Genomic DNA, 14,378 nt, shown 5'->3' on the forward strand with positions numbered 1-14,378 from the left:
TCTCAGTGCGCCTCGCGCGGGTCCTGGGTAAGGATGTGATCCCGTGCGGCGCGCAGGTCTCCGGTCTCGTACTGGATCGACAACCGCTCCTTGTCGCTCAAGCGGTACATCTCCTCGGCATTGTCGATCTGCTCGACCGAGAGGCCGAGCACTTCCAGCGCTTGCCGCGCCATGGTGACCGCCGATTCCATGACCTCGCGGACCATCAAGGTGACGGGCGCGTCCATCAGCCGAATCATCGCGCGCCGGTCGTAGACGCGGGCGAGAATGCGGGCATCGGGGAAGGCCTCGTGGACGTTGCGCAGGAAGCTTTCGGAAAGCTGGTCGCCGTCGATGCAGAACAGGATCATCTGCGCGCCGCCCGCCCCCGCCTGGCGCAGCAGGTCGATGCGGGTGCCGTCGCCGAACCAGACTTTCGCACCGAAGCCGCTGGCCACGTCGATCATCTCGATGTCGGTGTCGATCAGGGTCACCTGGATCTCGGCGGCGATCAGAACTTGCGCCACGCTCTGCCCGAAGCGGCCATAGCCCACCACCAGCGCGCTGGCGCCGTCCTTGCGCGGACCCTCGCGGGTTTCCTTGCTCGTCGGCATTTCTCGAATGCGCGCGGTCGCCATCATCAGGAACGGGGTGGTGACCATCGACAGGGTGACGATCGCGCTGAACAGGCTGGCCGCCTGCGGCTCGATCAGCCAGGCGTTCTGAGCCTGGGCGAAAAGGACGAAACCGAATTCGCCGCCCTGGCTGAGCAGCAGGCCCAGCGCGAGCGCGCTGCGCCAGTTCATCTTGAACAGCAGGCCGAGGCCGAAGATCACCGAGGCTTTTACCGTGATCAGGGCCAGCGCCATGGCGGCTACGAACAGTGGTCGCTCCGCGATCGCGGAAAGGTCGAGCATCATGCCGACGGACATGAAGAACAGGCCGAGCAGGATGGAGCGGAACGGCTCGACATCGGCTTCCAGCTCGTGGCGGTAAGGCGTGTCCGCCAGCATGACGCCGGCAATGAAGGCACCGAGCGCGGTCGAAAGCCCCAGCGATTCCATCAGCGCCGCCGAGGCGATCACGGTGAACAACGCCGCGAAGACGAACATCTCGCGCTCGCCCAGGTTGCCGATCAGGCGGAAGAGGGGGCGGATCACGAAGCGTCCGGCAAGAATGAGCCCGACGATCGCCGCCAGCGTTTCCAGGACCAGGATCCAGCCGGGAGGGCCTTCGGGCAAATGCGGGTTGCGATTCATCGCCGCGATGATCGTGATCAGCGGGATGATCGAGAGGTCCTGGAACAGCAGGACCGCGAAGGAGCGTTCGCCGAAGGGCGTGTTCAGCCGCCCGGCGCTTTGAAGCATCGGCAGGACCTGCGCGGTCGAGGACAGCCCCAGCGGCAGGCCCAGCGCCAGCGCGGCGGCGACGCTGAAGCCGGTCGAGTAATAGATCACCGCCGAAACCGCGAGGCCGCAGAGCGTCACTTGCAGGAAGCCCAGGCCGAAGATCTCGCTCCGCATCCGCCAGAGTCGCCGGGGCGCCAGTTCGAGGCCGACGATGAACAGCAGCAGGGTGATGCCCAGTTCGGCAATGCCCAGCTTGTTCTCGGCATCACCCACCAGCCCGAACGCGTAAGGACCGAGGATGGCGCCGGCGAGCAGATAACCCAAGGTCGCGCCCAGGCCCAGCCGGCGGAACAGCAGGACGAAGGCCAGCGCCGTGCCGAGCAGCAGGAAGCCGTCCTTCAGCAGGAATGCCTGGGTATGATCTTCCATCTGGGTCTTTCGGGCCGGGAGCGAAACGGTGTGGTGAAAAGGCTGCTTAGAGGCTCTCGCCGCGCGGTGTAACCCTAGACGAAGGGTGGGGGCGTGTTATTCGTTTTACTCGTTGGAAGGGGGGCGTTGTTCGTCGTCCCGGACTTGATCCCGGACCGCTGGCCTAGCCGCGCCCAACCGTCGGCTGGGCGCCGTGTTCGCCGGGTTGCGCCTCAAGTATTGCCAGCGGTCCCGGATCAAGTCGGGGACGACGTGTTGCTCGGCGTATTGCCCGGTGCGGCAGAACGCCGGTGCAGGCGTATTTCAACACCAGCTTATCTTCCCCCCCATTGCACGCGGGAAACCGAGGGCCTGGCAACGCCCCAGTCGAGCAGGACCGTGCCGTCAGGCCGGACGATCCGCCAGCGATGGGCAAGCGCGCGGCTTCCGGCGCAGTCCACCGCGCGGCCGGTATAGAGCATGGTGCCCTTGAGATAGCCCGCATGGGCGCGCAGCAGGACCTGCATCTGCCGGAACTGTCGCCCGATCATGCCGGGCTTCACGCTGGCCTTGTCGACATGGACGCCGCGGCCCAACACATTCTCTACGTCGGATACGAAAAGGCGCTGCCATCGGGCTGCCGGGCTGGCCGCGGCGGCGGGGGCCGCGGCGCTGACCACGACACGCCCAGCAGCACCCGACCACACCCAGCGCCCCGCATCAGAGCGGGCTGCCGTTCTCGTCGCGATAGATGTCGCGGCGGCCGACATGGTTGGCGGGGCCGACGTAGCCGTCGTTCTCCATGCGCTCCACCCATTTGGCGGCGGTGTTGTAGCCCACGCCCATCTGGCGCTGGAGCCAGGAAACCGAGACCTTCTGGTTCTCGAACACCAGTTGGCAGACCTGCCGGTACTTGCGCTCTTCCGGCTGGTCGGAGGCCGTGGCGTCGAGGTCGTCGAAGCCGAACGAGCCTTCTTCCGGCTCGTTGGTGACGGCGTCGACATAGTCGGGCTTGCCCTGGCCGCGCCAGTGATCGGCGACCTGCTCCACTTCCTCGTCCGAGACGAAGGGGCCGTGGACGCGCTTCACCGGGTCCGAGCTGGGCTTGTAGAGCATGTCGCCCTTGCCCAGCAGCTGTTCCGCGCCCTGTTCGCCTAGGATGGTTCGGCTGTCGATGCGGCTGGTGACGGCGAAGGACACGCGGGTCGGCAGGTTGGCCTTGATGACGCCGGTGATGACGTCCACCGAAGGGCGCTGCGTCGCCATGATCAGGTGGATGCCCGCTGCGCGGCTCTTCTGCGAGAGGCGCTGGATCAGGACTTCGATTTCCTTGCCGACGGTGACCATGAGGTCGGCCAGCTCGTCGACGATGAGGACGATCTGCGGCAGCGTCTCGTAGTCGAGCTGGCGGTCCTCGTAGAGTTCCTCGCCCGTTTCGGGGTCGAAGCCGATCTGGATGCGGCGACCCAGCGGCTTGCCCTTGGCGGCGGCGGCGCGGACCTTCTCGTTGAAGCTGGCAAGGTTGCGAACGCTGATCTCGCTCATCTGGCGATAGCGGCGCTCCATTTCCTCGACCGCCCACTTGAGCGCGCGCACGGCCTTGGGCGGCTCGGTGACGACCGGCGAGAGCAGGTGCGGGATATCGTCGTAGCTCTTGAGTTCCAGCACCTTGGGATCGACCAGGATGAGGCGGCACTGCGCCGGCGTCAGGCGATAGAGTAGCGAGAGCAGGATCGTGTTGAGGCCCACCGACTTACCCGAGCCGGTGGTACCGGCCACCAGCAAGTGCGGCATCGTGGCAAGGTCTGCCACCACCGGTTCGCCGGCGATGTCCTTGCCCAGAATGATCGGCAGCATGCCCTTGTGGTTGGCGAAAGCCTCGGAGGCGACCATCTCCTTGAACGAGACCATCTGGCGGTCTGCGTTCGGCAGTTCGATGCCCATCACGGTGCGCCCCGGAATCGACGAGACGCGGGCCGAGATCGCCGACATGTTGCGGGCGATATCGTCGGCCAGGCCGATCACGCGGCTCGACTTGATGCCGGGTGCCGGCTCCAGTTCGTACATGGTGACGACCGGCCCGGTGCGGACGGCGGTGATCTCGCCCTTGACGTTGAAGTCGTCCAGCACGGTTTCCAGCAGGCGCGCGTTGCGTTCCAGGCTGAGCTTGTCGATCTTCGGCTGCGAGTTCGGCGGCGGATCTTTCAGCAGGTCTAGGCCGGGCAGCGCGAACTTGTCGAACATGTCCTTCTGGCGATTGCCGATATTGAGTTGCGCGGGCGTGGGGCTGGCCTTGGGGTCGCTGATTTCCGGCGCCTTGCGCGGTCTTTCCGCCGCGCTGTCGGCCATGGCGGGCGCGTCTATGCGGGGAGCGGCGCGAGGCTTTGCATCGGCCTCCTCCTCGGGTTTGGCCCGCTCGGCGGCGGCGGCGGCGATCTTGGCCGGAGCGGGCGCGCCGTCCTTGTTCAGACGCCCGATGCGTCCCGGCAGCGTCAGCAGGCGCAGCCAGTCGACTGCGAAGACCTGCCCGATCAGCGCAACCCCGGCCAGCGCGCAGAGCAGCGCCAGCACCAGCTTGATCCAGCCTTGCACCACTTCGGGTGCAAAGGCTGCGAGACCCGTGATGCCCTTTGCGCCGAGCAAGCCGGTGATGCCGCCCATCGAGGCGGGCAGGACGCCCCCCGGCGCGGTGAACACCATCGACATGACCGTTGCGATCAGCGTCATCGCGATCGCGAGCACCGCAACCGGGCGCCACCAGCGCTGGTTCGAGTGCTCGATCTCATTGTCATCCTCTTCCACCAGCAGCCAGAGCTTGCGGGCGAAGACATAGAGCAGGGGAACGAACAGCGCGGCAACCGGACCGAACAGCACGAGTGCACGTTCCGCCACCCAGGCCCCGACGGAGCCCATCCAGTTCTGGGCGGGGCCACCCGCAGCGGTGGACGCGGAAGGGTCAGTCTGGTGATAGCTCACCAGCGAAAGCGCCAGGAACGTCATCGCCGCGAACAAGGCGAGCGCCCCGCTCAATTCGGAAGCGCGGCGTAGCGAGCGCTTGAGAACGGCGCGCCAGTTCGGCTTGGCGATTCGCCGTCCGGGCGCGATGGGCCGGGTGGCCATTGGAAATTCCCCTGAAGATCGGGCCTTGATCAGGCCTGCGATAATGCGCTCGGGCGGGACTCGCCGTCAAGAATGGATCGGGAACAGGCTTGTGGGAGACTCATCCGTTCAGGACGCAAAAGCTTGAATGGCCGCCCAATTCTGCGTTGGCAGATGCCGCGCACGGTGCCTCGTCATGCCGCCCAGCGCAATGACCGGCACGGCGGATCGTGCGGCGAGGAGGTGGAAACGCAGCGGTCCGAGCGTGGCGCCGCCGGGGTGGGAGCGGGTCGGGAACACCGGCGAGAGCATCACTGCATCGGCCCGGGCGCGGTGGGCGCGGGCCAGTTCGCGCAGGGAATGGACGGTGACGAGGCGCCACGTCGCAGGGCCTGGGGCGAGCTTTTCCGCCGCTCCATAGGCCCCGTCGGCGTTCCAGGCGCGCGCCTGCCGCGTGGTTCCGGACAGGATCGCCGAGTGTCCGAAGCGCCGGGCGATGCGGGCCAGTTCGTCGAACCGCGCGCGGCGTTCCACCGGCGGCAGATGATAGTGCCGATAGATCAGCCCCGATCCGCGCGGCAAGCGGGCGAGGCTGCGCTCCAGCGCAGTGTCGTTGCGGGCGTCGGTGATCAGCCAGATCTGGGGAAGAGGCGGGTGGCGGTTCGGCACGAAGACGCTATAGCAGCGCGCCATGGATCAGCCAGCAACTCCTCTCGAAGACATTCGCGCTCGCATTGCCCAGGCCGCCCGCATTGCCGGACGCGCGCCGGGATCGGTCGAACTCGTCGCCATTTCCAAGACGCATGCGGCCGAGGCCATCGCGCCGCTCATCGCCCAGGGCCAGCGCGTGTTCGGCGAGAACCGCGTGCAGGAGGCCGAGGCCAAGTGGCCCGCCTTGCGCGCGGAAAACCCGGACGTGCGGCTGCATCTCGTCGGCCAGCTTCAGTCCAACAAGGCCGAGGACGCGCTGGCTCTGTTCGACTGCATCCATTCGGTGGACCGTCCCTCGCTGGTGGCCGCGCTCGGCAAGGCGATGGACAGGACCGGGCGCCGGGTGCCCTGCTTCGTGCAGGTCAACATCGGTGCCGAAGAGCAGAAGGGCGGCTGCGCGATTTCCGAAGTACCGGCGCTGCTGGCCTCCGCGCGCGAGGCGCAGATCCCCGTCGAAGGGCTGATGTGCGTGCCGCCGCTGGGCATAGAGGCCGCGCCGTTCTTCGCGCTTCTGGCCAAGATCGCGGCGGATAACGGGGTGCCGCAGCTGTCGATGGGCATGAGCGAGGATTTCGAGACGGCCGTGATGCTGGGCGCGACGCATGTGCGCGTGGGCAGCGCGCTGTTCGGGGCAAGGAACTGACCAAGGTTTGAGGTCGACGTCGTCCCGGATCAAGTCGGGGACGACGTATAGGTTGTCCGTATCGCTCGGCCGCGCGTCATCCTCAGTGCGGTGTATCCAGTTCGTTACCCGTCAACGTCACGACATGCAGCAGGTTCGTCGAACCCGGCGTGCCGAACGGGACGCCCGCCAGGGCGACCAGGCGTGTGCCAGCGGCGCCGAAGCCGTGGCGCAGGGCCATGCGCTTGCCCTTGGCGATCATCTCCTCGAAGCTGCCGATGTCCTTGGTGATGACGTTGTGCGCGCCCCAGAGCAGCGCCAGGCGGCGCGCGGTCTTCGGCGAGGGGGTGAGCACCAGCATCGGCGCGGCGGGGCGTTCGCGTGCTACGCGCCGGGCCGAGCCGCCCGAGCCGGTGAAGACGATGATGCCTTCGATCGGCAGGGTATCCGCAATCGTTGCGCAGGAGGCCGAGAGCGCGTCGGCGGTGGTGGCGTCGGGCGGAGTCTGCGCGAGGTGGATGCGTTCGCGGTAGGTGGAGTCGGTCTCCACCTTCACGGCGATGCGGTCCATGATGGTCACGGCCTCGACCGGCCACTGGCCCGCCGCCGTTTCAGCCGAGAGCATGACCGCATCGGCGCCGTCGTAGACGGCATTGGCGACGTCGGACACTTCGGCGCGCGTGGGCGAGGGGCTGGTGATCATCGATTCCAGCATCTGCGTGGCGACCACCACCGGCTTGCCGATGGCGCGGGTCTTGGCGATGATGTGCTTCTGGATCGGCGGCACTTCTTCCGGCAGCAGTTCCACGCCCAGATCGCCGCGGGCGACCATGATCCCGTCGGACAGTTCGATGATGCCGTCGATCGACTGCACGGCCGCAGGCTTCTCGATCTTCGACATCAGGGCGCAGGCCCCGCCGATCAGGCGGCGGGCTTCGGCGACGTCCTCGGGGCGCTGGACGAAGGAAAGGCCGATCCAGTCCGCGCCCTGCTCCACCGAGAAGGCGAGGTCGCGGCGGTCCTTGTCCGTCAGCGCGGGAACCGGGACGATCGCGTCGGGCACGTTCACGCCCTTGCGGTCGGAAATGAAGCCGCCGACTTCGGCGGTGCAGAGGATCGAATCGGCTTCCGGCCTGATGACCAGGAGGCGCAGCTTGCCGTCGTCGATCAGCAGGCGCTGGCCTTTCTGGAGGATGCCGAAGAGCTCGGGATGCGGCAGGCAGACGCGATTTTCGTCACCCGGCGTGGGATCGCGGTCGAGGGTGAAGTGCGCGCCGTGGCGAATGAAGGCCTTGCCCTCGGCAAAGGTGCCGACGCGCAGCTTGGGGCCTTGCAGGTCGCAGAGGATCGCCACGGGGCGCATCAGGTCCTTTTCGACCGCGCGGATGTTGGCGATGGTTTCGCGGTGGGTATCGTGGTCTCCGTGGCTCATGTTGACGCGGAAGGCGTCGGCCCCAGCCTTGAGCAGCTTGGCGATCGTCTCCTTGTCGCGGCTGGCCGGACCGAGCGTGGCGAGGATCTTCACCTTGCGCTGGCGCTTGATCCCGCGATGGTGCGGCGAACGGCGAAACGGAGGGGTGGTTGCCAAAATCTGTCTGCCTCTCTTTCGATATTTCGCCGACATATGGCAAAGGCGGCATGACAAACCAAGGACGAACGGTAGAAAAATGAACGGAAACGACCAGATCGACCAGCTAGACGACGCCGTGGCCGCCGCCGCGTTCCGGCGCCTGGTGCGGCACCTTCAGAACCGGCACGACGCGCAGAACATCGACCTCATGGGACTGGCCGGGTTCTGCCGAAACTGCCTGGCGGACTGGATCCGCGATGCCGGCTTCGAAGGCGACAAGGCCGCCGCGCGCGAAGTGATTCACGGCATGCCCTTCGGCGAGTGGAAGGATGCCTACCAGACCGAGGCGACGCCGGAGCAGATCGCGCGGATGGAGGAAAGCCTGAAGAAGAACGGCGGCGGGCACTGAAGTCCCGCTTGACGTTGTCGTTGTGAGCGTAGGAAGCCGTCCAGATTCGCACGAAGCCGCCCTGGATGGCTGCGCTACGCTCGCGGTGACGAAGAGGTTGTTCGTGTCGAGAGCGGGCTTGCTCGCCATGACTTGCGAAAGCGCCCGTCAGGAACTCGCGAGTTTCATAAGCACGAGGCCGACCAGGATCAGTCCTGCGGCGGCCAGGCGCATGGCGCTGGCCGTCTCGCCCAGCATGACGATCCCGAACAGGAACGCGCCCAGCGCGCCGATCCCGGTCCAGACCATATAGGCGGTGCCGAGCGGCAGCACGCGCATCGACCACGAGAGCAACCCGAAGCTGACGAACATCGCGATGACCGTGATTACGCTCGGCCAAAGCCGGGTGAAGCCGTCGGACTGCTTCATGGCCGAAGCCCAGACGACTTCGAACAGTCCGGCGATGACGAGAACGATCCAGGGCATTTACGGCAACCTTCTTCAATGGGTCGCCGGGCCGTCCCGGTCTTGAAGCTCCGTTCCTCTGGTGCTTCGAGGGGGAGGCGGGGAACGTTGTCTCCGCCGCGGCTTCATAGGCAAAGGGGCGGAAAGAGGCAATGTGCCGGCTTTTCCTGCTCTGCGCACAGGATTTCCACAGGCTGCCGCTTTGCCCGAATCCGGGACTGCCGCTATCAGCGCGCGCCACACCGATTCACACGATTTTTTCCGGAGCTTACCCGATGGCCGAAACCACCGACGATCGCCTGCGCCTGCTGATCGAGCGCGTCGAGCGCCTCGAAGAAGAAAAGAAGGGCATCTCGGACGACATCCGCGACGTCTACAACGAAGGCAAGGCGGTCGGCTACGACGTCAAGATCATGCGCCAGATCGTTCGCATCCGTAAGATGAAGCCTGACGACCGCCGCGAGATGGACATGCTGCTCGACACCTACAAGACGGCGCTCGGCATCGACTGAGGTCGCCGCAAGCCGAAGCCTACCCTCCGAGATGCACCAGCAGCAGGGTCGCCGCATTGGCCCCGGCGTGCTGGAGCATCGCGGCGGGAAGCCCGATGCGCTGGCGGGTGAAACCCAGCAGCAGCCCGGCCCAGAGCTGCGGCAGCACGAGCGGAAGCGAGAGCGCGGAGACGCTCGGATAGTTCGTCAGGTGCACGCCCGCGAACAGCAGGGCCGCCAGCCAGAACACCACCGGAAAGGCCGCGCGATAGCGGGCCGGAACCTCGCGCCGCTTGCGAAGGCGCAGCCAGCCGGCCAATGCGACTAGGGCCAGCACGAGCAGCAGGCCTGTCAGCACCAGCGGTGCGAAGGCTTCGGCGAAGATCACCGCGGCACCCAGCAACAGCGCCGAGGCGAGGAGCCACAGGGCACGCGGACGCCCCGTCTGCCAGCCCCGGAACAGCGCTTCTTCCGCGATCGGCGCCGCCAGCAGCGTGAACGGCAGCAACCAGCCTCCAGGCAACTGCTCGAAGGCATCGGGCAACGGCAGGTTCATGGCCTTTTGCCACAGACTGATCAGTGGCAGGACCACCAGCAGGAGCCCCGCGACATGCACGGCCTCCAGCAGGCCCAGCGCGGCCCAGCCCTCGCGTGAACGGAGGCCGATCGGCGTCAGGATCGCCGGGCGCTTCAGGAACCCCGGCACTTCGCGCAGAACGGCGAGTGCGGCGGGTAAGGGGGCGATGTCGATCCGGGTGGCCATGTCCAGCGGGCTACCCGGCCTTCCTTGCCAATTCGTTGCGCTTTCGCGGTGAAAGAGGGGGATCGCGGGCGGTTGCCCTGGGGTGCCGCCCTGTTGTAAGGCCCGCTGCGCATTATAGCCCACATCATTCACCGGACCTCATTGACCGGGCCTCGCGGATGTCCGCAGGCAGGCAGACGAGCGAAGCAAGAGCGGACCCATGGCAGGCCATTCCAAATTCAAGAACATCATGCACCGCAAGGGCGCGCAGGACAAGAAGCGCTCGGCGCAGTTCAGCAAGCTCAGCCGCGAAATCACCGTGGCCGCCAAGATGGGCATGCCCGATCCGGACATGAACCCGCGCCTGCGCGCCGCCGTCAATGCGGCCAAGGCGCAGTCGATGCCCAAGGACAACATCCAGCGCGCGATCGACAAGGCGAGCAAGGGAGATGCCGAGAACTACGAGGAAGTGCGCTACGAGGGTTACGGTCCCGGCGGCGTCGCCCTCATCGTCGAGGCGCTGACCGACAACCGCAACCGTACCGCCACCAATGTGCGCACGGCCTTCTCCAAGAACGGCGGCAACCTCGGCGCTTCGGGCGCGGTTTCCCACGGTTTCGAGCGTCTCGGGCTGATCGAGTACCCTGCCAGCGTGGGTAACGAGGACAAGGTCCTCGAAGCTGCGATCGAAGCCGGCGCGGACGATGTCGAGAGCGACATGGGCGATGGCGACGAGAATCCCGGCAGCCACCAGATTTGGGTCTCGGTCGATTCGCTGCACGACGTGGCCCGCGAGCTCGAAAAGGTCCTCGGCGAAGCCGAGGGCGTGAAGCTGGCCTGGAAGCCCAACCTCTCCGTCGATGTCGATGCCGACACGGCCGGCACGCTGATGAAGCTGGTCGACACGCTTGAGGACGACGATGACGTCCAGACCGTCTGGGGCAACTACGAGATCTCCGACGACGTCATGGCGAAGCTCGGCTGATTTGGCCCCTGTCGGGCTGGGAACGGGCGTTCTCCGCGCTTCCGGTGCTCACGTACTGAAGTACGCTGCGCGCCGGTTCTCGATAACGCCCATTCTTGCTCCGATCTGCGCCAAATCCCCTGCGAGGCGGATAGCATGATCATCATCGGCCTCGATCCGGGCCTGACCTGTACCGGCTGGGGCATTGTCGCGAAGAGCGGCAGCCGCCTCAGCCACGTCGCCAACGGGCAGATCCGCACCGATGCGAAAGCCGGGATGGCCGAGCGGCTGGTCGAACTGGACGCGGCGCTGACCGACGTGATCCTCCACCATCGCCCCGATAGCGGCGCGGTGGAAGAGGTCTTCGTCAACGTGAACCCGCAGTCCACGCTCAAGCTGGGCCAAGCGCGCGGCGTCGCCATGCTGTCGATCGCCCGTGCCGGACTGCCGGTGGCCGAATACTCCACCAAGGTCATCAAGAAGGCACTGGTGGGCACCGGCGGCGCCGACAAGAAGCAGATCCAGCATATGCTCAAAGTGCTGCTGCCCGGCGTGAAGCTGGCGGGTGAGGACGCCTCGGACGCCCTCGCCGTCGCCATCACCCATGCGAACATGCTGGGAAGCCACCGCTAGGCTCTGGACCGGGGGCAAGTGTCAACAGCCTCGATTCGAGGGGGCTGGCGCGGCGCGGATGTTCCTGTCATAGGAACAAACCATGATCGCCAAGCTTACAGGTCTGCTCGACGACACCGGCCCCGACTGGGCGATCATCGACGTCAACGGCGTCGGTTATCTCGTCCATTGTTCCGCGCGCACGCTCGACCATCTCGGCATCCGGGGGGACAAGGTCGTCGTCCACACCGAGATGCAGGTTTCCGAAACCGACCAGCGGCTCATCGGCTTCACCAGCGGCGCGGAGCGCAACTGGTTCCGTCTGCTGACCGCGGTGCAGGGCGTCGGTTCGAAAGTGGCATTGGCGATCCTCTCCGCGCTGACGACCGAGGAATTGCAGCGCGCCTGCGCCGGCGGCGACAGCGCCATGGTCGCGCGCGCCAACGGCGTCGGGCCGAAGCTGGCCAGCCGCATTGTCAATGAGTTGAAGGACAAGGCCGGCGGCATGCCCACCGCGCCGGGAGCGCCGGGTCTCGGCGCCATCGCCGCTCCGGCGGGATTCTCCAGCGCCGATGCTGTCTCAGCGCTCCAGAACCTTGGCTTCAAGCCCGCGATCGCCAGCATGGCGGTAGGCAAGGCGGTGGAAGAACTGGGCGAAGATGCCGGACTGAACGACCTCGTCCGCGTGGCGCTGAAGAAGGCGGCGGGATGACCATCACGCCTCACCAGACGAAACGTCATCCTGAACTCGTTTCAGGATTCATCTCCCGTCCCACGGCAGTCCAATGACCGACAACCCCATCCTCACTTCCACCCGTCAGCCGGAGGACGCCGATGCGGCGCTGCGGCCCAAGACGCTGGCCGAATTCGTCGGGCAGGCGGCGGCGAAGGACAATCTTCGCGTCTTCATCGAAAGCGCCAAGTCGCGGCGCGAAGCGATGGATCATACGCTGTTCTTCGGCCCGCCGGGCCTTGGCAAGACCACGCTGGCGCAGATCGTCGCGCGCGAACTGGGCGTGGGCTTCCGCGCCACGTCCGGGCCGGTGATCGCCAAGGCGGGCGACCTGGCCGCGCTGCTGACCAATCTCGAACATGGCGACGTGCTGTTCATCGACGAGATTCATCGGCTCAATCCGGTGGTAGAGGAAGTGCTCTACCCGGCGATGGAAGATCGCGCGCTCGACCTGATCATCGGGGAAGGCCCCTCGGCGCGCTCGGTGCGGATCGATCTGCCGCCCTTTACGCTGGTGGGTGCGACGACGCGACAGGGTCTGCTGCAGACCCCGCTTCGCGATCGCTTCGGCATTCCCGTGCGACTTCAGTTCTACACGGTGCAGGAGCTGGAAAAGGTCGTCACGCGCGGTGCGAACCTGCTGGGCATCGGCATGGACAAGGGCGGCGCGACCGAAATTGCACGCCGTTCGCGCGGTACACCTCGTGTGGCTGGCCGCTTGATGCGCCGCGTGCGGGATTTCGCGCATGTGGCGGGCAGCGATGTCATCACTCACGAGATTGCCGACGATGCGCTGACGCGGCTGGAAGTCGATTCCATCGGTCTCGATGCGCAGGACCGGCGCTATCTCAAGATGATTGCCGGGATCTACAAGGGCGGGCCGGTCGGGGTCGAGACGCTGGCCGCCGGCCTGTCCGAGCCGCGCGACACGATCGAGGAAGTGATCGAGCCCTATCTGATCCAGCTCGGCCTGATCGCGCGGACGGCGCGGGGGCGCTGCCTCAACGATCATGGCTGGCAGCACCTGGGGATGACCCCGCCGAACGGGAGCCAGCAAGGCGGCCTGTTCGATTCGGAGGCGGAGTAAGCGGGGCGTTTTGCGCGCAACAATCTGTCGGGCCTGTTTACATATGCTCGGCCCGACAGTCCCGCTTCGGCACAGCTTCTGCGTCATCTCCCAAAACCAACGCAATTTCTGCATCTTCGCTGCCAAATAACGGTAATTGCCATTGTCCGGTTAGCCGCTCTCTGCGTTTGTTGAGATCAAGTCGGCTCCGACGTTTCCCACCCGGGAACTGGCCGAGCAGAACGAAGAAAGAAACGATCATGTCGGTTCGGATGGCCCTTGCTAAATTGTCTGCCTGTGCGGCGGGCTGCGCGATCATCGGCGGCGGCGCCGTGCATGTCGCCGAGACGCAGAGCAAGAAGGTCGAGTACCGCAAGGTCAAACAGGCCAAAGTGGCCAAGCCGGTTCGTCCCGCCAAGCGGCTGATCCGCAAGGATCCGCCACGCGACGTGCCGCCCGCCCGGCGTCTCATCGAACGCCCGCAGGATCCGCAGACGGCTTACGTGCCGCTTCCCCCGGCCTACGTTCCGCCTGCGCCGGCCCCGGTCTACGCCGGCGGTGGCGGCGGCGCGCCGGCCGTGATCGGTGGCGGCGGTAGTGGCGGCTTCGGCGGTTTCGGTGGCGGCTTCTTCGGAGGGTTCTTCGGCGGCGGCGGATCGGGTGGCGGCAATGTCATCATCTCCTCCACCTCGAGTGGCGGCTCCACCTCCAGTTCGTCCTCGACCGGCGGGTTGACGACCACGGGCGGATCGACATCTACGTCCAGCTCGTCGGGCGGATTGACGACCACCACCACCGGCGGTTCGACCTCCACCTCAAGCTCGACGGGCGGACTCACCACGACGACCACGACCGGCGGATTGACGACGACGACGAGTACGGGCGGAATTACCTCCACGACGACGTCTTCCAGCTCGGGCGATGTCTCGACCAGCACGAGTTCGTCGACATCCTCGTCCACGTCGTCCTCCTCGAGCACATCGTCGTCGAGTTCCACTTCGTCATCGACGTCCAGTTCGTCGTCGACTTCCACGTCGTCTGGCGGCGGAAACCCGCCGCCGACCGATCCGCCGACCGACGTTCCCGCGCCGCCGATGCTGATCCTGTTCGGTGCTGCGGCCGCTGCGGTGGTCGGCCGTCAGCGTCTGGCGCGCAAGAAGTCCGCCTGAAGGGGGCCGC

The 14,378-nt window shown here is 66.3% G+C and carries 16 protein-coding genes; 7 read left to right on the forward strand and 9 right to left on the reverse strand.

What is annotated here, in order from left to right; translation table 11 throughout:
• Positions 1-2: 2 nt before the first annotated feature.
• From L284_RS26990 to L284_RS27005, 4 genes are all read right to left on the reverse strand, one after another.
• On the reverse strand, positions 3-1,757 hold the full coding sequence (locus tag L284_RS26990) for a cation:proton antiporter domain-containing protein (protein ID WP_021232384.1): 1,755 nt from the start codon (positions 1,755-1,757) through the stop codon (positions 3-5).
• Between the two features lie 314 nt (positions 1,758-2,071).
• A complete protein-coding gene (locus L284_RS26995; protein ID WP_021232385.1) occupies positions 2,072-2,332 on the reverse strand; it encodes a hypothetical protein in 261 nt (86 codons plus the stop codon).
• A 124-nt stretch (positions 2,333-2,456) separates the two neighbouring features.
• Positions 2,457-4,856, reverse strand: coding sequence for a DNA translocase FtsK (locus L284_RS27000; protein ID WP_021232386.1), 2,400 nt, complete (start codon positions 4,854-4,856; stop codon positions 2,457-2,459).
• A 108-nt stretch (positions 4,857-4,964) separates the two neighbouring features.
• On the reverse strand, positions 4,965-5,528 hold the full coding sequence (locus L284_RS27005; RefSeq protein ID WP_021232387.1) for a thiamine phosphate synthase: 564 nt from the start codon (positions 5,526-5,528) through the stop codon (positions 4,965-4,967).
• Between L284_RS27005 and L284_RS27010 the strand changes: the two genes are divergently transcribed.
• The gene (locus L284_RS27010) at positions 5,527-6,189 is read left to right on the forward strand and encodes a YggS family pyridoxal phosphate-dependent enzyme (protein WP_021232388.1); all 663 of its coding nucleotides are present in this window, start codon (positions 5,527-5,529) and stop codon (positions 6,187-6,189) included. The genes L284_RS27005 and L284_RS27010 overlap by 2 nt on opposite strands.
• An 82-nt stretch (positions 6,190-6,271) precedes the next feature.
• Here L284_RS27010 and pyk read toward each other — a convergent pair whose 3' ends face one another.
• Positions 6,272-7,756, reverse strand: coding sequence for a pyruvate kinase (gene pyk, locus L284_RS27015; RefSeq protein WP_021232389.1), 1,485 nt, complete (start codon positions 7,754-7,756; stop codon positions 6,272-6,274).
• 79 nt (positions 7,757-7,835) lie between these two features.
• On the opposite strand from pyk, the gene L284_RS27020 reads away from it, so the two are divergent.
• Complete coding sequence (locus tag L284_RS27020) at positions 7,836-8,147, forward strand: DUF1244 domain-containing protein (RefSeq protein ID WP_021232390.1); 312 nt, start codon at positions 7,836-7,838, stop codon at positions 8,145-8,147.
• A 147-nt stretch (positions 8,148-8,294) separates the two neighbouring features.
• Here the strand turns inward: L284_RS27020 and sugE are convergent, their stop codons facing one another.
• Positions 8,295-8,612: a quaternary ammonium compound efflux SMR transporter SugE gene (gene sugE / locus L284_RS27025; RefSeq protein ID WP_021232391.1), complete on the reverse strand. Its 318-nt coding sequence runs from the start codon at positions 8,610-8,612 to the stop codon at positions 8,295-8,297.
• A 254-nt stretch (positions 8,613-8,866) separates the two neighbouring features.
• On the opposite strand from sugE, the gene L284_RS27030 reads away from it, so the two are divergent.
• Positions 8,867-9,103 (forward strand): DUF2312 domain-containing protein, encoded by a 237-nt coding sequence (locus L284_RS27030; protein WP_021232392.1) that lies wholly within the window; start codon positions 8,867-8,869, stop codon positions 9,101-9,103.
• Positions 9,104-9,122: 19 nt separating this feature from the next.
• On the opposite strand, the gene L284_RS27035 is transcribed toward L284_RS27030, so the two are convergent.
• Positions 9,123-9,845, reverse strand: a complete 723-nt coding sequence (locus tag L284_RS27035; protein ID WP_021232393.1) for a CPBP family glutamic-type intramembrane protease — start codon at positions 9,843-9,845, stop codon at positions 9,123-9,125.
• Positions 9,846-10,044: 199 nt separating this feature from the next.
• On the opposite strand from L284_RS27035, the gene L284_RS27040 reads away from it, so the two are divergent.
• From L284_RS27040 to ruvB, 4 genes are all read left to right on the forward strand, one after another.
• A complete protein-coding gene (locus L284_RS27040) occupies positions 10,045-10,809 on the forward strand; it encodes a YebC/PmpR family DNA-binding transcriptional regulator (protein WP_031341394.1) in 765 nt (254 codons plus the stop codon).
• A 135-nt stretch (positions 10,810-10,944) separates the two neighbouring features.
• Positions 10,945-11,421, forward strand: coding sequence for a crossover junction endodeoxyribonuclease RuvC (gene ruvC, locus L284_RS27045; protein ID WP_021232395.1), 477 nt, complete (start codon positions 10,945-10,947; stop codon positions 11,419-11,421).
• A gap of 82 nt (positions 11,422-11,503) precedes the next feature.
• Complete coding sequence (gene ruvA / locus L284_RS27050) at positions 11,504-12,112, forward strand: Holliday junction branch migration protein RuvA (RefSeq protein ID WP_021232396.1); 609 nt, start codon at positions 11,504-11,506, stop codon at positions 12,110-12,112.
• Between the two features lie 73 nt (positions 12,113-12,185).
• Complete coding sequence (ruvB, locus tag L284_RS27055) at positions 12,186-13,220, forward strand: Holliday junction branch migration DNA helicase RuvB (protein ID WP_021232397.1); 1,035 nt, start codon at positions 12,186-12,188, stop codon at positions 13,218-13,220.
• Positions 13,221-13,257: 37 nt separating this feature from the next.
• On the opposite strand, the gene L284_RS48165 is transcribed toward ruvB, so the two are convergent.
• Complete coding sequence (locus tag L284_RS48165) at positions 13,258-13,518, reverse strand: hypothetical protein (RefSeq protein ID WP_160172086.1); 261 nt, start codon at positions 13,516-13,518, stop codon at positions 13,258-13,260.
• Positions 13,519-13,746: 228 nt separating this feature from the next.
• Positions 13,747-14,232 (reverse strand): hypothetical protein, encoded by a 486-nt coding sequence (locus tag L284_RS48170; protein ID WP_021232398.1) that lies wholly within the window; start codon positions 14,230-14,232, stop codon positions 13,747-13,749.
• Positions 14,233-14,378 lie beyond the last annotated feature (146 nt).

Source organism: Novosphingobium lindaniclasticum LE124, assembly GCF_000445125.1.
Lineage (GTDB): Bacteria > Pseudomonadota > Alphaproteobacteria > Sphingomonadales > Sphingomonadaceae > Novosphingobium > Novosphingobium lindaniclasticum.